Source organism: Nocardia sp. NPDC050697 (genome assembly GCF_040654395.1).
In the GTDB taxonomy this organism is placed as follows: Bacteria; Actinomycetota; Actinomycetes; order Mycobacteriales; family Mycobacteriaceae; genus Nocardia.
This window is the reverse complement of sequence record NZ_JBFAHY010000004.1, coordinates 597,745-613,652: the sequence shown is the minus strand read 5'-3', so window position 1 is coordinate 613,652 and position 15,908 is coordinate 597,745. Positions and strand designations below refer to the sequence as shown.

Sequence of the window (15,908 nt, the reverse complement as noted above, 5' to 3'; positions counted from 1 at the left end):
CGTACGAACACGACTGGGACGGGGAGTCAGGTTACCGACGCGCGCCCCGGCACGGACAACGCGCCTCGGGTTACCGCTCGGGCCCCGGCCCGCGCCCGCCGCGACCGGCCGCCGGCCGTCGCCGAACCCGCTGGTCGTCGCAGATCACAGCGGCCACCCGGCTTCAGGACGCCTGCAGGACGAAGGGCCCCGGCGACGCGGGCGACGGCGGGACGGCATCGCGCTGCAGCGCCCAGGAGGCGATGTTGTGGAAGAGCGGCGCCGCCGACTGCCCGCCGCCGCCGTCCGAGCTGCGCTGCGGATTGTCCAGCATGATGCCGACGACGTAGCGCGGGTCGTCGGCGGGCGCGATCCCGGCGAAGGTGATCCAATAGCTGGAGCTGGAGTAGCACTTGCACTGCTGGTCGATCTGCTGCGCGGTGCCGGTCTTGCCGGCGATCTGGTACCCGGCCACGGCGCCGGAGGCCCCGGTCCCCATCTGCACGCCGCGCGGATCGCGCTGCACCACCGACTGGAACATGGTGCGCAGCGTGGCCGCGGTCTGCGGGCTCACCACCCGCACCCCGTCCGGCTGCGGCTCGTCGGTGCGGGTGCCGTCCGGGCCGACGGTGGCCTTCACGATGCGCGGCGGAATCCGCACCCCGCCATTGGCGATCGCCTGGTACATGCCGGTCATCTGCAGCGTGGTCATCGAAAGGCCCTGGCCGATCGGCAGGTTGGCGAAGGTGCCGCCGGACCACTGGTCCCGCGCCGGCACCTGCCCCGCGCTCTCGCCGGGCAGCCCGACGCCGCTGCGCCTGCCCAGCCCGAACCGGCCGACCAGGTCGGCGAAGCGGTCCTCGCCGACCCGCTGCGCCAGCATGAGCGTGCCGACATTGGACGACTTCCCGAAGATCCCGGTGGTGGTGTACGGCGCGACGCCGTGCTCCCAGGCGTCGTTCACGGTGACGCCGGCCATCCGGATCTCGCCGGGCACCTGCAGCACCTCGTCCGGCGTGGTCAGCCCGTACTCGATGGCGGCCGCCGCGGTAATGATCTTGTTCACCGAGCCGGGCTCGAAGGGCTCGGTCACCGAGGGGTTGCTCATGTCCGCCTTCGACCAGAACTGCGGGCCGAGCGCGGGGTTGAAGGTGTTGTCGTTGGCCATGGCGAGCACCTGGCCGGTGCGCGCGTCCAGCACCACGGCGGAGGCGCCCTTCGCCCCGGAGAGCTCCTTGGCCTGCTGCACCTGCTGCTGCACGTAGTACTGCAGGTCCTGGTCCAGGGTCAGCTCGACGGTATTGCCGTTCACCGCGGGCTGCCGGTCGCGCCAGCTGCCCGGGATCACCGCGCCGTCCGAGCCGCGGTCGTAGGTGTGCGAGCCGTCGGTGCCGGCGAGCAGCGAGTCCATCGAGGACTCCAGCCCGATCTGGCCGTGGCCGTCCCACCCGGTGGCGCCGAGCAGGTTGGCGGCGAGCGCGCCGCCCGGGTACTCGCGCAGGTCCTGCCGCTCGGTGCCGACCTCGGGGAACTCGAGCTTGATCTCCGAGGCGATCCGCGGGTCGACGCCGCGCGCCAGGTAGACGAAGGTCTCGTCGCCGCGCAGCTTGGCCAGCAGTTCCTTCTCCGAGGGGCCGCCCGCGCCGAGCTTGGCATTGACGGTGTCGGCGATCTCGACCAGCCGCTTCTCCGGATCCGGGGCGGTGTCGTCCTTCTCCCGCGCGGCGGCGAGTTCCTGGCGCACCCGGACCGGCTGGAAGGTGAGCGCCTTCGCGGTCACGGTGAAGGCGAGCGGCTTGCCGTTGCGGTCCACGATCGGGCCGCGGGTGGCCGGCTCGATCTGCCGGGTGGTGCGCTGGCTCGCGGCCTGCGCCGAGAGGCCGGGCGCGGCGATGCTCTGCACCCAGAGCAGCTGCAGCGCGACCACGGCCAGCGCCACCAGCATGGCGATCCGGCCGGCGCCGAGCCGCAGCCGGGAGGAGCGGTCGGCGCCGAGCCGGGTGGCGCCGCTGGTGGCGTCGCGCGGGGCGCCGGTCGGGCGAGCGGCGGCGGAACCGGTCGGACGGGAGGCGGCGGAGCCGGAGCGGCGCTGCGGTCCGGACGGGGTCCGGGCCCGCTGGGGACGGCCGCCCCTGTTCTCCCTCACCGCTCGGCCGCCTCGGGGCGGGTGAGTTCGGTCGCGCCGGGGGCGGGGACCACGGTGCCGGGGGCGGCGATATCGCCGCCGCCCGGTGCGACCGGGTCGCCGCCGGGGTCGCCCACGCCGGGATCGGCGGGAACAGCCGGGCCGGGCGCGGCGGGAACAGCCGGGCCGGGCGCGGCGGCGTCGCCGGGCGCGGAAGGAGTACCCCCGCCGGGCGTGGCAGCACCGCCCGTCCCGGGCGCGGCAGCGCCACCTGCGCCGGGCGGCGAGTCCGGCACGGCGCCGGGCGCGGTGGCGCCGGGAGTGGTCGCGCCGGGCGCGGCGGCACCGGTTCCGGCGGCGCCCTGGGGAACCGGACCACCCGTCACCGGGTCGATCGGGACACCGAGCGTCCCCACCCCGGCACCGGGCACGGCACCCGGCTGCGCGGCGGCGGGCGCGGGCGCCGGGGCAGGCGCCGACCCGGGCAGCGGCAGCGCCGTCACCGGCACCACCCGCTCCCCGCGGTTGTTGTTCAGCGGCGGCACCGGCGCACCCTGCGCGGGCGCCGGCTCACCGACCACGGTGACCGTCCCGTCCGGCGCGAGCACCAGCCGCGCCGGATCGATGGCCGGGATCATGCCGAGTTCCCGTGCCCGATTGGCGAGTTCGGGCGCCGAATCCGCCGCCTCCACCTCGCGCTGCAGCGCGGCCCGCTCGTCGAGCAGCTTCTGGTTCGCCGCGCGCAGATCGCTCAGCTGGTAGCTGTCCTCGGCGGCGCGGGTGGTGAGCAGCAGGGTGAAGGCGAGCCCGCAGCCGAGCAGCACCAGGATGACGATCACGAACGGAATCCGCCCCGTCACCGCCGCCGTGCGCACGGCCGAGGCGGCGGGCAGCAGCCCGAGCTGCTCCGCCCGCAGCCGCCTGCGCGCGTACGCCCGCTGCGCCGCACCGGATTTCACCCGCTCGGCGGCCTGCACCCGGCGTGCCAGCCGCCCCGGCGCCTCCGCGGCCCGCGCCCGCACGCTCATCGGCGGTACCCCGTCCGCACGAGCGCGGGTCCACCGTGGCCACGCTTCGCCGCCGCGTTCAGGCCGGGCTCGCCCATACCGGCGCCCGGCGCGAGCGAGCGCTCTCCGTGGCTACGCCGCACTCCCGCGTCCGGACCCGACTCGCTCATGGGGTAACCCCCTCCTCGATCCGCTCGGCCGCGCGCAACCGCACCGGGGCGGCGCGCGGGTTCTCCTCGATCTCCGCGTCGGTGGCCTTCTCCGAACCGCGGGTGAGCAGCCGGAAGGTCGGGCCCATGCCGGGCAGCTCCATGGGCAGCCCGGCGGGGGTGCGGGACACCGTGTGCTTCGCCAATTCCTGTTTGACCACGCGGTCTTCCAGCGATTGGTAGGCGAGCACGACGAGCCGCCCGCCCACCCGGAGCGCGTCCAGCGCGGCGGGCAGCGCGGCCCGCAGCGAGTCGAGTTCGGCATTGACCTCCACCCGCAGCGCCTGGAAGGTGCGCTTGGCCGGGTGCCCGCCGGTGCGGCGGGTGGCGGCCGGGATGGTGGCGTAGAGCAGCTCGACGAGTTCGGCGCTGGTCGCGAAGGGCCGCTGCTGCCTGCGGCGCAGCACCGCGGAGGCGATCTTGCCCGCGAACCGCTCCTCGCCGTAGGTCTTCAGCACCCGGGCCAGGTCACCGTGGCTGTAGGTGTTGAGCACGTCGGCGGCGGTGGGGCCGGTGGTGGGGTCCATCCGCATGTCCAGCGGCGCGTCGACGGAGTAGGCGAAGCCGCGCTCGGCCAGATCCAGCTGCATGGACGACACGCCGAGGTCCATCAGGATTCCGGAGACGCCGCCGCTGCCGACCCCGGCGCGCTCCAGCGCGGCCGGGATGCCGTCGTAGCGGGTGTGCACCAGGGTGACCCGGTCGGCGTAGGGCGCGAGCCGGGCGCCGGCGAGTTCGAGCGCGGTGGTGTCGCGGTCCAGCCCGATCAGGCGGAGCCCGGGGTAGCTGCGCAGGAAGTGCTCGGCGTGGCCGCCGAGGCCGAGGGTGGCGTCCAGGTAGACGGCGCCGGGCGCGTCGAGCGCGGGGCCGAGGAGGGAATCGCACCGCCGGAGCAGCACCGGCACGTGCCGGGGGCCTGGCTGTGCGTGATCCACCTCGACCTCCTGGATTCCGGCTGAGAAGCGCTGTCGGCGGCGAATGCGCCGTGGTCTCTGACCGAGGCGCGGCACCTGGCGTCGGGGAAGTACGTCAGGGTCCACGTCCGGGCAGAGGCCGCGGCGCACTCGCCTGCTCCGGGGGCTAGAAGATCGTGCCCAGCGACTCGTTGCTCCCTTGCGCGTAGTCCTCCTCGTGATCGGCGAGGTAGGACTCCCACGCCTGCTTGTCCCAGATCTCCAGGAACTCGATCGACCCGTTCACCACGCAGTCCCTGGTCAGGTTGGCGTAGCGCCGGTGATCGACCGACAAGGTGATGCGACCCTGGGCATCCGGACGCTGCTCGTCGGTGCCCGCCGCGAGTGCGCGCACGAAGGCGCGCGCCTGCGGATCGGTACGGGACGCCGCCGCGGCGCGCTGCGCGAGTTCCGCGAACGCCTCACGGGGATAGACGGCGAGGCTGTGGTCCTGCCCCTTCGTGACCATCAACCCTCCCGCCAGATCGTCTCGAAATTTCGCAGGCAACGTGAGTCGCCCCTTGTCGTCCAGCCGCGGTGTGTAGGTACCGAAGAACACTTCGACACCTCCCTACCGAAGCAACCGGACGGCCTCCTGTAGTGCGCGCTCCACATTACCCCACTTTCCCCCACTTTCAATCGAAACCGGAGGTGATCTGGCTCCCCGGAAAACGGTTCGCGCAGGTCACTCCAGCTATCACTGGTGTGGGGGGCACAAAGGGCGTCCGACCCGGCTCGGCGATTCCTTTCCGCTATGGCCGGGAAACGCTCAGCAAACGCCCTGGTGCGAGGGTTGCGAAGATCGCCGGAGGGGCCGGTGGGGCACGGTGGGGCGGCCCGTGGGGCGGATTGGGAGACGGCGCGCGGCAGCGCGGAGTGCCGAGCCGGATCAGGCGGCAAATGTCGGCGCGTCGCGGACACGCGGACGACGGCGGCGCCGCACCCGGGGGTGCGGCGCCGCCGTCGTCGACCGCTGTGCGCGGTGGGGGCGGAGCGTCAGTCCTGCTCGAACCGCCTGCGGAAGCGGTCCTCCATGCGCTCGGAGAAGCCGCCGCCGGAGCGGCGCTGCTGCCGGCTGCCGCGGGGCTGGGCGCGGCCACCGGCGGCACCGGACTCCCGGTCCGCGGCGCGCGCGGCCGCCCGGGAGCCCCCGACCAGCAGCAGCACCCCGGCGCCGAACATGACGATGAACCCGACCAAACTGATGACGGGGAACCCGCCCGGCCGGACCGGAATGGCGATGCCCGCGATCAGCAGGACAAGGCCGAGCACGAAGAGCGCCGCGGCCTGCAGTCTCCGGCGACTCGTCGTCGTGCGGAGGCGCCCGCCGCGGACGGACGAGGCGAATTTCGGATCCTCAGCATAGAGCGCGCTCTCGATCTGTTCGAGCATGCGCTGCTCGTGCTCGGAGAGTGGCACGGTACCTCCCCCGGCACTAGGGCGTGGCGGTCATCCACCCCAAGCGGTTGGGTAGACGACAGATAGCCGACCTTGGCGGCTGTCCGCTTCCCATGATACGAGTTCGATCAGGGGCGTACCACCTACTCGGTCATAACACCCCGGTGTCGCGTGCAACTGCCCTCGGCGGGTCAGGCCGACATTCCCCCGGTCCACCCCGGAGCGGGGCGCAGCCGGGCCGCGCTGGCCAGCAGATCTTCCACGTCGTGCAGGAAGGCGCCGACCCGGGAGTGGAACTCGACCGCCTCCGGCCTGCCGATCTCCCGATCGAGGCCGGCCTCCAGCGCGGCCCGCAGCTCGGAGTGCGCGCTGAAGTAATCGGCCCACATGACGAATTCGGGCGCCGCGCGCTGCAGCAGCACCCAGGCATTGCGGGAACGGGCCCGCGGCGCGGTGTCGGCCCCGGTGAAGGCGAGCACCGCGCCCGCCCCGCGCAGCGCGGCGAGGTAGGCGGTGCGGAAGCACTCCCTCGGGTCCGGCTCCCCCGCGGCGGCCATGAGCAGGCCGTCGGCCTTCTTCAGCAGGCTGCCCGCCCGGCCGCGCCGCGCGGACGACTCCCCGGCGGGCGGCCCCATCCCGCCCCGGCCGTTCGCACCCGGGCCGGAGGAGGTTCGATTGCCGTCGGACATCAGCGGTCCCTCCACAGTCGCGCACCTGGACTATCGTGCTGACAGGGGCTGAGCAGCAGCCCGGACGGACAGCAGATCGAACAGGCATTCGAACGATTCCATTGACACCGACTATAGAGCGAGCCACCGACATGTCGACCGGATCGGCGATCCCGCAGGCAGGCGCATGTCCATCGGCCGCCCCCACCCGACGGAAGACATGAGCGCCGCCACCACCGATCACCTGCCAGCGCCCACCATCGTCGACCTCTCGGTCCCGGCCCTGCGCGCCCGGCTCCCCGACGCGCTCGGCGTCTACGTCGCGGCCATGGCGTATCCGCGCGGCACCGAGAACCACCGCGCCCCCATGTGGACCGAGCACACCACCAGGCCGGGCTGGCGCGCGGTCGCCGCGGTGCAGCCGGACGAGCACGGCCGGGTCGACCTCGGCTCCGCGCCGATCCTGGCGGTGGCCTACGGCTACCGCGGCGCGCCGCACCAGTGGTGGCATCAGCAGGTGCACGCCGGGATGCGGCGCTGTGGCTGGTCCGAGCCGGCCACCAGGGAGCTGCTCACCGACTACTTCGAGCTCACCGAGCTGCACGTGCACCCGGCGGCGCAGGGCCGCGGGCTCGGCTCGATGCTGCTCACCCGGCTGCTGCAGGACCGGCCGGAGCGCTCGGTGCTGCTCTCCACCCCCGAGGTCGCGGCCGAGGACAACCGGGCCTGGCGGCTCTACCGCCGCACCGGTTTCACCGACGTCATCCGGCACTTCGTCTTCGCCGGCGACAACCGGCCGTTCGCGGTGCTCGGCCGCTCGCTGCCGCTGTGAACGCCGACGTCGCCGTCATCGGCTCCGGCCACAATGCCCTGGTCGCCGCCTGCTACCTGGCCCGCGCCGGGGAGCGGGTGGTGGTGCTGGAGCGCGACGAGGTGATCGGCGGGGCCGTCTCCACGGTCGAGCGCTTCCCCGGGTACGCGGTGGATCGCGGCTCGTCGGCGCACCTCATGGTGCGGCACACCGGGATCGTCGAGGAGCTGGAGCTGGAGCGGTTCGGGCTGCGCTACGTCGACTGCGACCCGTGGGCCTTCGTGCCCGGCGAGCCGCCGCTGGTCTTCGCCCGCGACCTGGAGCGCACCTGCGCGAGCATCGAGGCGGCCTGCGGCGCCCGCGACGCCGACGCCTACCGCCGCTTCGTCGGGGTGTGGGGGCCGCGCAGCGCCAGGGTCATGCGGGCCTTCGGGGTGCCGCCGACCGGCGGCAAGCTGGCGCGCGCCTTCTGGGGGCTGAGCGCGCCGGACGGGGGCGGCGCGCTCTCCCGCGAGTTCCTGCAGTCCGGGGACGCGCTGCTGGACTCGACCTTCGAGAGCGAGCGGCTGCGGGCCGCGCTGGCCTGGTTCGGGGCGCAGTCCGGGCCGCCCATGTCGGAGCCGGGCACCGCGCCCATGATCGGCTTCGCGACGCTCATGCACACGCTGCCGCCGGGCCGCGCGGTCGGCGGCAGCGGGGCGCTCACCGCCGCACTCGCCGCCCGGCTCCGCGCCGACGGCGGTGAGCTGCGCACCGGCGACGCGGTCGCGGCGCTGCGCCGGGCCGGGGACGGGTGGGTGGTGCGCACCGAGTCGGGGGCGGTGCTGCACGCGCGGACCGTGGTCGCCGGGGCGCACGTGCTGGAGACGCTGGAGCTGCTCGGGGCGGGCGGGTTCGACGCCGCGCCGCTGGACGACTGGCGGCGCCGCATCCGGGTCGGGCCCGGGATCGGGATGGTGGTCCGGCTCGGCACCACCGCGCTGCCCCGCTACCCCGGTGCCGAGCAGGCGGATTCGGCGTCGGGGTTGCAGCTGCTGGTCCGCGACCGGCGCGCGCTCTGGGGCGCGCACGGAGCGGCGCTGGCCGGGGAGCTGCCGCCGAAGCCGGTGGTGCTCGCCATGAGCTTCAGCGCGCTCGACCCGACCATCGCGCCGCCGGAGCGGCATCAGCTCTCGCTCTGGGCGCAGTGGCATCCGTACCGGCTCGCCGACGGCGACTGGGATGCGCTCGGGGAGCGCGAGGCGGATCGGATCGTCGCCGAGCTGGAGGGGTTCGCGCCCGGGTTCGCCGGGACGATCGAGCACCGGCACACCCAGACCCCGCTCGACCTGGAACGGGAGCTGGGGTTGCGCGGCGGCAATGTCATGCACGTGGAGATGTCGCTGGACCAGATGATGATGTGGCGGCCGCTGCCCGAGCTGGCCAAGGGGACCGTGCCCGGTGCGCCCGGGCTGTACCTCACGGGCGCCTCCACGCACCCGGGCGGCGGGGTCTCCGGTGCCGCCGGGCGGCGGACCGCGCAGGCGGTGCTCGGCCGGGGCGGGCTCCTGCGCCGGTTGGCGCGGCGGTGACGTCGCCCCGGGACCCGGACAGCGACGGCACGGCAGGGCAGCGGACTCCGGACGGCGACCAGGCGGTGACCGGGCAGGAACCGGCCGCCGAGACCCCGATCGCGGAGGCACCGCCGACGCCCCGCCGCCCGCTCGCACACGGGCGGGGAGCGACCGAGCAACCGGAGACCGTCGACGGGCCGGGGCCTGCCCTGCGGCACCTGACCCAGGGTGCGCCGGTGGCGGCGCTGCTGGCGATCCTGCTGGTCGCAGCGCAGATCGCCTACCCACTCACCGATGGCACCGCACGCGACCGAGTCACCACTCTTGTGGTCGTCCTGCTCGCGGGCACCGCGCTCGCACACGCCGTGGCGGCGCTCGGCGCGGCGTACGCACTGCGCACGCTCGCCATCCTCTCCGGCATCGGCCTGCTCTCCGAGCTGATCGGCACCGCGACCGGCTACCCCTTCGGCTGCTACGCCTACGCCGTCGGCAAGCTCGAGCCCGCCCTGGCCGACGTCCCCCTCGCCGTCCCGCTGGCCTGGACCGGCGGCATCTACCCGGTCTGGGTGGTGGCCGGGCTCCTCTGCCGGACCGCGCGCGCCCGCATCCTGCTCAGCGCCGTCGGCGCCGTCGGCTGGGACCTCTTCCTCGACCCGCAGATGGTGACCGACGGCCAGTGGAGCTGGTGCGTCACCGACGCCGGGCTCCCCGGGCTGCCCGCCATCCCGCTCACCAACTACCTCGGCTGGTTCCTGGTGGCGCTGCTCATGGGCGCGCTCATGACCGCCTCCGAGCGCCGCGCCCGGCGCGGCCGGGAGACCGGGGGCGCCGGGCCCGCGGTGCCGGTGGCCGTGTTCCTCTGGACCTGGCTCGGCTCGGCCCTGGCGCACCTGGCATTCCTCGGGCTGCCGTGGTCCGCCGGGTACGGGTTGCTCGGTATGGGCGTGCTCGGTGTTCCGCTGCTGGTCCGCGGGGTGCGCGGAATCGGGCGGGATCGGGCCGCCCGTCGCTTGGCGTCCTGAGCGGCGCGCCTGGCACGATGTGAGCCGTGCAACCGAGTCCCCGCTCCGTCGTGCCCGTCGCTCCGGTTCGTCCGGAGCCTCCACGCGGGTTCCGCGCCGTCCTCCGCTCCCGAGTCACCCGGACCCGGGTGCTCGGCGCGCTGCTGCTGGCAACCCTGCTGGTCCCGGCGCTGGCCGGCTGCCTGCGCGCGCAGGTCTCGATGGGCGTCTCCTCCAACGACCGGGTCTCCGGGCGGATCGTGGCCGCCGTCGTCCCGGTCGAGCCGGGCGACAAGGGGCCGCAGCTGACGGTGCCGGAGACGCTGGCGGGCAAGCTCCGGGTGGAGGCGTACACCCAGGACGGCTACGTCGGCAGCCAGGTGTTCTTCGACGATCTCTCGTTCGGCGAGGTGCAGCAGCTCTCCGGGCTCTCCGAGCAGACCCAGGGCATGTTCCAGCTGCAGTTCACCCGGACCGGCGACCTGGTCAGCCTGCTCGGCCGGGTCGACCTCAAGACGCTGCCGCCGCACGGCTCCGACGTGCAGTTCACCGTGGCCTTCCCGGCCCGGGTGGCCAAGACCAACGGCAATCGCGAGGGCGACGACGTGGTCTCCTGGAAGCTGCCCGCCGGCGACGTCTCCACGCTGCGCGCCGAGGTGAGCTACGCCGACCCGAACACCCGCTCGTTCGCCGGCTGGGCCGGGATCATGGGCGGGATCACGCTGGCCGTCGCCGCCATGGTGGCCGCGGTGGCGTACCTCGATCGCAATCCGCCGGTTCCCGGGGCGCCGAAGGGGTTCACGCCGGGGCGCTGGTTGAGCTCGGTGCGCGGGAACCGCTGAGCCGCATGGTGTTTCGCGCTGCCGCGCGGGTATGGCGCGGCGCATCCGATGCCGCGCTCGGGCCGACGATTCGGCACGCCGCCGCGCTCGCGCTGCGTGCTGCGCCCGCGGGCCACCCGCCGCGGCGCAGCGCCGCGGCGACCGCGGTGCGGGCGGGCGCGGGGCTGGCCGGGCTGAGCGCGGTGCTCGCCGGGTACAACCTGCTCACGGTGCGCAGACTTCCGCCGCCGGGCGCGGCCGTACTCGAGCCGGTGACGGTCTGTATCCCGGCCCGCGACGAGGTCGCCCTGCTCCCCCGGCTCGTCACCGACCTGCGCGCGCAGACCGGGGTCCCGCGCCTGCGGGTGCTCATCCTGGACGACGCCTCCACCGACGGCACCGAGGAGGCAGCCCGCCGCGCGGCCGGGGGCGACCCGCGGATCACCGTGCTGCGCTCCGACCGCGAACCCCCGCCCGGCTGGACCGGCAAGGCCGCCGCCTGCGCCCGCCTCGCCGAACTCGCCGACACCCCCGTGCTGGTCTTCCTGGACGCCGACGTCCGCCTCGCCCCCGGCGCCGTCGCCGCCGCGGTGACCGCGCTCCGCGCCGACGGCCTCGGCCTGCTCTCCCCGTGGCCGCACCAGCTGGCCGGATCCTGCTACGAGGCGCTGCTGCAGCCGCTGCTGGTCTGGTCGTGGGCCGCCACGCTGCCGGTGCGGCTCGCCGAGCGCGGGCTGCGCACCTCCACCGCGCTCGGCTGCGGCCAGTTCCTGGTCATGGATGCCGCCGCATACCGGGCCGCCGGGGGTCACGAGGTGGTCGCCGCCAGCGCCACCGAGGACATCGACCTGGCCCGCGCCCTGCGCCGCGCCGGGCACCGCACCGCCGTCGCCGCCGCCGGCCCGCACGCCCGCACCCGCATGTACCGCGACGCCGCCGCGCTCGACGCCGGCTACACCCGCTGGCTCTGGTCCGCCTACGGCGGCTCCCCCGCCGCCGCGCTCGCCGTCGGCGCCCTCACCACCCTCACCTACACCCTCCCCCCGCTGGCAGCGCTCGTTGGCCGCGGCCGCACCCGCCGCATCGGCGCCGCCGGCTACGCCGCCGCCGTCACCGGCCGCCTCCTGGCCCGCACCCTCGACACCGGCGCCCGCCCCCACCCCACCGACCTCCTCTCCGCCCTCGCCCACCCCCTCGCCGTCACCGCCTACCTCCGCCTCACCCTCCGCTCCCACCGCGCCCGCGCCCGCGCCCAGCTGAGCTGGAAGAACAGAGCGACGCCATCCGGGTGAGGGAGCTGCCGATCACCGGACGGCAGATCACGGCCGCGGTGCACGATCACCTGGTCGCGCTCTCCACCGCCGACGGGTTCGAGCTGCAGATCGAAGGCGACTTCGACCTCGAGGCCGCGCACAGCGACCGTCGGGCGGTATCGCTCACAGACGACGGGGGCCCACGGACCGATCTGGCATCGGCGCTGCGCGGCACGATCACCGCCGCGACAGTGGATCCCGCAGGCGTTCTCACCGTCGACTTCGATTCCGCGACCCGGCTCGTGGTGCCGCCCGACGCCGACTACGAGGCATGGACCCTGGCCGGCCCGGACGGCTACCGAGTCGTCTGCCTGCCGGGCGGCGAACTGGCGGTGTGGCCGGGCGCCTGACGGTCAGGCGGAGATGATGCCCACCGTCGGGAGGAAGAAGCAGGTGGTGTCGCCGTTGCGGACGGAACCGAAGACGGCGGCGAGGACGGTGCCGCGGCCGGTGTCGACCGGGACGGCGCGGACCCCGCCCACCGGGATCGCCCTGGTCAGGAAATCGCGGACGGCCGCTTCGGCGATGGCGCGAACCTCGGGCGGGAGGCCGGAGGGGAGGAGGCCGGCGGCGACGTCGCCGAGCGAGCCCATGGCGGCGGCGCCGCTGCGGCCGGTGGCGATATTGAGCCAGAGCACCTGCATGCCGGACCCGTCGGTGATCCCTGCGGGCAGGAAGGTGAACATGACCTGGCCGGCGCGCACGGCGGCCTGGTCCAGCCCCGGAATGGGGAGCAGCGCGCCGGGCCACGGGCCCGGCACCGCGCCGGCGACCGCGGGAACGAGCCCGAGCGGCGCCCCGTCGGCGCAGAACGGCGCCGCGGTGGGGTACAGGAACGGCTGGACGCCGAGCGCGCCGAGCGTCTCGACGATCGAGCGGTAGGCGGCGAGCGGATCGGCGGGCGCGGCGGCGGCCAGCCCCGGCGTGCCCGCCAGCGCGAGCGTGAGCGCGGCGACAGCGGCACCGCGGGCGAGCGAACGGGTCGGCTGGCGCATGGCGGGCTCCTCGACATCGGTGAGCCCCGGACGGTACCCGGCAATGCCCGGGAACTGCGGTAACCGCGCCGAGCAAACAGTCAGCAATCGATAGGAGGACGCACGTCTCCCCCTCGGCCCCCACATTCTCCGCAGCCCCGAAGCAAAGTCCAAGGACTCCGTTCACGCTGATTTCTACCCTTGGCCGCCACCGCCACCGGCTCGCATGATGACTCGGCTCGAGCTACCGCAGGGACCGATGGAGGAACGACACATGAGGACCCCGCGATGAGTGCGTCCGTCGCCGCGGCGCCACCCACGCAGCAGGACGATCCGGCGCTGCCCGAGGTCGCCAGGCAGTACCACCCGTGGCGCTGGCTGGTCGCGATCGCCGCGCTGGTGGTGGTCGCGCAGTTCGCGCACGGCCTGGTCACCAACCCGGGCTGGGACTGGCCGACCTTCGCGCAGTACTTCACCGCCGATTCCGTGCTGGCGGCGCTGAAGCTCACCATCGAGCTCACGCTGTGGGGCACGGTGCTCGGCTTCCTGCTCGGCACCCTGGTCGCCATCGGCCGGCTCTCGAACAACCCGGTGCTGCAGGTGATCGCGTGGACCTACGTGTGGGCCTTCCGCTCCATCCCGCTGATCGTGCAGCTGCTCTTCTGGTTCAACATCGCGTACCTGTACAAGCACCTCTCGGTGGGCATCCCGTTCGGCCCGGCCTTCGTCGACTTCGAGGTCAACGGCGTGATCAGCGGCTTCACCGCCGCGGTGATCGGGCTGGCGCTGCACCAGGCCGCCTACGCCGCCGAGATCATCAGGGCGGGGTACCTCGCGGTCGACCCCGGCCAGCTGGAGGCCTCGGCCGCGCTCGGCATTCCGCGCGGGCGGCAGTTCTGGACGGTGATCGCGCCGCAGGCCATGCGCTCGATCCTGCCGAACGCCACCAATGAGGTGATCAGCCTCTTCAAGGGCACCTCGATCGTCTCGGTGATGGCCATCGCCGAGCTCTTCTACCAGGTCCAGGTGATCTTCGGGCGGAACGGCCGGGTGGTGCCGCTGCTCATGGTGGCCACGGTCTGGTACGTGGTGCTCACCACGGTGCTCTCGGTGGTGCAGTACTACCTGGAGCGGCATTACGCCAAGGGCGCCACCAGGGAGCTGCCGCCGACCCCGCTGCAGCGGGTGCGCGCCGTGCTGCGCGAGGCCACGACGAACGTCCCGCGCGGGGCCACCCGATGACCGCGGCGGTCGAGCTGCGCGGCGTGCGCAAGAGTTTCGGCGCCGCCCCGGTGCTGCGCGGCATCGATCTCACCGTGCGCCCCGGCGAGGTGGTCGCGGTGATCGGCCCCTCCGGCTCCGGCAAGTCGACGCTGCTGCGGGTGCTCAACCACCTGGAGCCGCTGGACGCGGGCACCGTGCACGTGGCGGGTGAGCTCATCGGCTACAAGCTGCGCGGCGGCAAGCTGCACGCGCTGCCCGACCGCGAGGTGCGCAAGCAGCGCTCCCGGATCGGCTTCGTCTTCCAGCAGTTCAACCTCTTCGGCCACCTCACGGTGCTGGACAACGTCACCCTCGCCCCGCGCGCCGCGCAGCACCGCCCGCGCGCCGAGGTGGAGGCCGAGGCGCGGAAGCTGCTGGAGCGGGTGGGGATCGGCGGCTTCGCCGACGCCTACCCGCGCCGGCTCTCCGGCGGCCAGCAGCAGCGGGTGGCGATCGCCCGCGCACTGGCGCTGCGGCCGCCGGTGATCCTCTTCGACGAGCCCACCTCCGCGCTCGACCCGGAGCTGGTCGGCGAGGTGCTCGCGGTGATCCGCGACCTCGCGCACAGCGGCACCGCGCTGGTGATCGTGACGCACGAGATCGCCTTCGCCCGCGAGATCGCCGACACCGTGGTCTTCCTCGACGACGGCGTGATCGTCGAGCAGGGCCCGCCCTCGGTGGTCCTGGACGCCCCCGAACACCCCCGCACCCGGGCCTTCCTGGCCCGGTTCCGTGCCGCCGACCGGCAACCCACGCCCGATGAGCGCTCCGATCAGGGCGCCCCGATCCGAACAGGTACCCGATGAAGCTCACCGCCCTCGCCGGCGTCGTCGCCGCCGTGACCCTGCTGGTCACCGGCTGCGGCAGCCCGGAGCAGGACGACCAGGTAAAGACCGCCGACGGCATCGTCTTCGACCTCTCGCCGGCCCAGGAGGGCCGGGTCCGGGTGCCGAAGGTGGACGCCATCGCGGCGCTGGTACCGCAGGCGATCCGCGACCGCGGCACGCTCGTGGTCACCGGCTCCTCGGGTACCGCGCCGCCGCTGCGCTTCTACGCCACCGACGACAAGACCGTGGTCGGCTCCGAGGTGGATTTCGCGCAGCTGGTCGCGGATGTGCTCGGGCTGAGACTCGATATCCAGGTCGCGGATTGGTCGAACAACTTCGTCCGGGTCGACTCCGGTGAGGTGGACGCCTTCATCAGCAATGTCACCGTCACCGAGGAGCGCAAGGAGAAGTACGACTTCGCCACCTACCGGCAGGACAATGTCGCGCTGGAGGTACCGGCCGAGGGCGGCCTGGAGTACAAGGACCGAACCAGCCTGGCGGGCAAGCGGATCGGCGTCGGCACCGGCACCAACCAGGAGCAGCTGCTGGTGAAGTGGAACGAGCAGAACCGCGCCGAGGGGCTGGCCCCCATCGATATCGCCTACTTCCAGCAGACCAGCGACTACTACCTGGCGCTCGCCTCCGGCCGGCTGGACGGCTTCATCGGCCCGAACCCCACCGCGATCTACCACTCCACCACCACCAGGGAGTCGAAGATCGTCGCCACCTTCTCCGGCGCCGGCGAGCAGCTGCAGGGCGAGATCGCCGTGCTCACCCGCAAGGACAACGGCCTGATCGGCCCGATCCACGCCGCGCTGCAACACGCCTTCGCGGACGGCAGCTACCGCCGGGTGATCGACCGCTGGTCGCTGCAGACCGAGGCGCTCTCCGATTCGCGGATCAACCCGCCCGGCCTGCCGAAGAAGAAATGAACCGTCGAGACCACCGGAGCAGCACCGTGATTCGTTACCGCCGTCCCCTCGCCGCGCTCGCCGCCACCGCCGCG

At 73.9% G+C, this 15,908-nt stretch carries 15 protein-coding genes and 1 pseudogene; 9 read left to right on the top strand and 7 right to left on the bottom strand.

The window, feature by feature from the left end:
- Positions 1-163 precede the first annotated feature (163 nt).
- The 6 genes from AB0H71_RS18465 to AB0H71_RS18440 all read right to left on the bottom strand — a co-directional run bounded on the left by AB0H71_RS18465 (position 164) and on the right by AB0H71_RS18440 (position 6,360).
- Positions 164-1,924, bottom strand: coding sequence for a penicillin-binding protein 2 (locus AB0H71_RS18465; protein WP_357022001.1), 1,761 nt, complete (start codon positions 1,922-1,924; stop codon positions 164-166).
- Positions 1,925-2,121: 197 nt separating this feature from the next.
- A complete protein-coding gene (locus tag AB0H71_RS18460) occupies positions 2,122-3,132 on the bottom strand; it encodes a hypothetical protein (protein ID WP_357021873.1) in 1,011 nt (336 codons plus the stop codon).
- A gap of 145 nt (positions 3,133-3,277) precedes the next feature.
- Entirely contained in the window at positions 3,278-4,255 is a 978-nt protein-coding gene (rsmH, locus tag AB0H71_RS18455; RefSeq protein ID WP_357021870.1) for a 16S rRNA (cytosine(1402)-N(4))-methyltransferase RsmH, read from the bottom strand.
- Between the two features lie 145 nt (positions 4,256-4,400).
- Positions 4,401-4,832, bottom strand: a complete 432-nt coding sequence (gene mraZ, locus AB0H71_RS18450; protein WP_067655215.1) for a division/cell wall cluster transcriptional repressor MraZ — start codon at positions 4,830-4,832, stop codon at positions 4,401-4,403.
- A 437-nt stretch (positions 4,833-5,269) separates the two neighbouring features.
- A complete protein-coding gene (locus tag AB0H71_RS18445; protein WP_357021867.1) occupies positions 5,270-5,692 on the bottom strand; it encodes a DUF3040 domain-containing protein in 423 nt (140 codons plus the stop codon).
- A 170-nt stretch (positions 5,693-5,862) separates the two neighbouring features.
- Positions 5,863-6,360: an SAV_6107 family HEPN domain-containing protein gene (locus AB0H71_RS18440; protein ID WP_357021865.1), complete on the bottom strand. Its 498-nt coding sequence runs from the start codon at positions 6,358-6,360 to the stop codon at positions 5,863-5,865.
- Between the two features lie 199 nt (positions 6,361-6,559).
- Between AB0H71_RS18440 and AB0H71_RS18435 the strand changes: the two genes are divergently transcribed.
- The 6 genes from AB0H71_RS18435 to AB0H71_RS18410 all read left to right on the top strand — a co-directional run bounded on the left by AB0H71_RS18435 (position 6,560) and on the right by AB0H71_RS18410 (position 12,188).
- Positions 6,560-7,171: an N-acetyltransferase gene (locus tag AB0H71_RS18435; RefSeq protein WP_357021862.1), complete on the top strand. Its 612-nt coding sequence runs from the start codon at positions 6,560-6,562 to the stop codon at positions 7,169-7,171.
- Positions 7,168-8,721, top strand: a complete 1,554-nt coding sequence (locus AB0H71_RS18430; RefSeq protein ID WP_357021860.1) for an NAD(P)/FAD-dependent oxidoreductase — start codon at positions 7,168-7,170, stop codon at positions 8,719-8,721. Before AB0H71_RS18435 ends, AB0H71_RS18430 begins: the two co-directional genes overlap by 4 nt.
- A 200-nt stretch (positions 8,722-8,921) precedes the next feature.
- Positions 8,922-9,725, top strand: a complete 804-nt coding sequence (locus AB0H71_RS18425; protein ID WP_357021998.1) for a carotenoid biosynthesis protein — start codon at positions 8,922-8,924, stop codon at positions 9,723-9,725.
- Between the two features lie 128 nt (positions 9,726-9,853).
- Positions 9,854-10,546: a DUF3153 domain-containing protein gene (locus tag AB0H71_RS18420; protein ID WP_357021857.1), complete on the top strand. Its 693-nt coding sequence runs from the start codon at positions 9,854-9,856 to the stop codon at positions 10,544-10,546.
- Between the two features lie 5 nt (positions 10,547-10,551).
- Positions 10,552-11,817 (top strand): glycosyltransferase family 2 protein, encoded by a 1,266-nt coding sequence (locus AB0H71_RS18415; RefSeq protein ID WP_357021854.1) that lies wholly within the window; start codon positions 10,552-10,554, stop codon positions 11,815-11,817.
- Positions 11,814-12,188 carry a DUF6188 family protein gene (locus AB0H71_RS18410; protein ID WP_357021851.1) on the top strand — a complete coding sequence of 125 codons (375 nt, stop codon included), beginning with the start codon at positions 11,814-11,816 and terminating at the stop codon, positions 12,186-12,188. Before AB0H71_RS18415 ends, AB0H71_RS18410 begins: the two co-directional genes overlap by 4 nt.
- A 3-nt stretch (positions 12,189-12,191) precedes the next feature.
- On the opposite strand, the gene AB0H71_RS18405 is transcribed toward AB0H71_RS18410, so the two are convergent.
- A complete protein-coding gene (locus tag AB0H71_RS18405) occupies positions 12,192-12,833 on the bottom strand; it encodes a hypothetical protein (RefSeq protein ID WP_357021848.1) in 642 nt (213 codons plus the stop codon).
- Positions 12,834-13,100: 267 nt separating this feature from the next.
- On the opposite strand from AB0H71_RS18405, the gene AB0H71_RS18400 reads away from it, so the two are divergent.
- From AB0H71_RS18400 to AB0H71_RS18390, 3 genes and pseudogenes are all read left to right on the top strand, one after another.
- The gene (locus tag AB0H71_RS18400; RefSeq protein WP_357021845.1) at positions 13,101-14,054 is read left to right on the top strand and encodes an amino acid ABC transporter permease; all 954 of its coding nucleotides are present in this window, start codon (positions 13,101-13,103) and stop codon (positions 14,052-14,054) included.
- Positions 14,051-14,812: pseudogene (locus tag AB0H71_RS18395) on the top strand (amino acid ABC transporter ATP-binding protein); the annotation flags it as partial. The gene AB0H71_RS18400 and the pseudogene AB0H71_RS18395, both read left to right, overlap by 4 nt.
- 65 nt (positions 14,813-14,877) lie before the next feature.
- Entirely contained in the window at positions 14,878-15,834 is a 957-nt protein-coding gene (locus AB0H71_RS18390) for an ABC transporter substrate-binding protein (RefSeq protein ID WP_357021842.1), read from the top strand.
- The last annotated feature ends 74 nt before the right edge of the window (positions 15,835-15,908 follow it).

Bases quoted from the DNA above. Each gene is read 5' to 3' on its own strand.
- AB0H71_RS18465 (WP_357022001.1), bottom strand. From the start codon at position 1,924: ATGCTGGTGGCGCTGGCCGTGGTCGCGCTGCAGCTGCTCTGGGTGCAG.
- AB0H71_RS18460 (WP_357021873.1), bottom strand. From the start codon at position 3,132: ATGAGCGTGCGGGCGCGGGCCGCGGAGGCGCCGGGGCGGCTGGCACGC.
- AB0H71_RS18440 (WP_357021865.1), bottom strand. From the start codon at position 6,360: ATGTCCGACGGCAATCGAACCTCCTCCGGCCCGGGTGCGAACGGCCGG.
- AB0H71_RS18435 (WP_357021862.1), top strand. From the start codon at position 6,560: ATGAGCGCCGCCACCACCGATCACCTGCCAGCGCCCACCATCGTCGAC.
- AB0H71_RS18415 (WP_357021854.1), top strand. From the start codon at position 10,552: ATGGTGTTTCGCGCTGCCGCGCGGGTATGGCGCGGCGCATCCGATGCC.
- AB0H71_RS18405 (WP_357021848.1), bottom strand. From the start codon at position 12,833: ATGCGCCAGCCGACCCGTTCGCTCGCCCGCGGTGCCGCTGTCGCCGCG.
- AB0H71_RS18400 (WP_357021845.1), top strand. From the start codon at position 13,101: ATGAGTGCGTCCGTCGCCGCGGCGCCACCCACGCAGCAGGACGATCCG.
- AB0H71_RS18390 (WP_357021842.1), top strand. From the start codon at position 14,878: ATGAAGCTCACCGCCCTCGCCGGCGTCGTCGCCGCCGTGACCCTGCTG.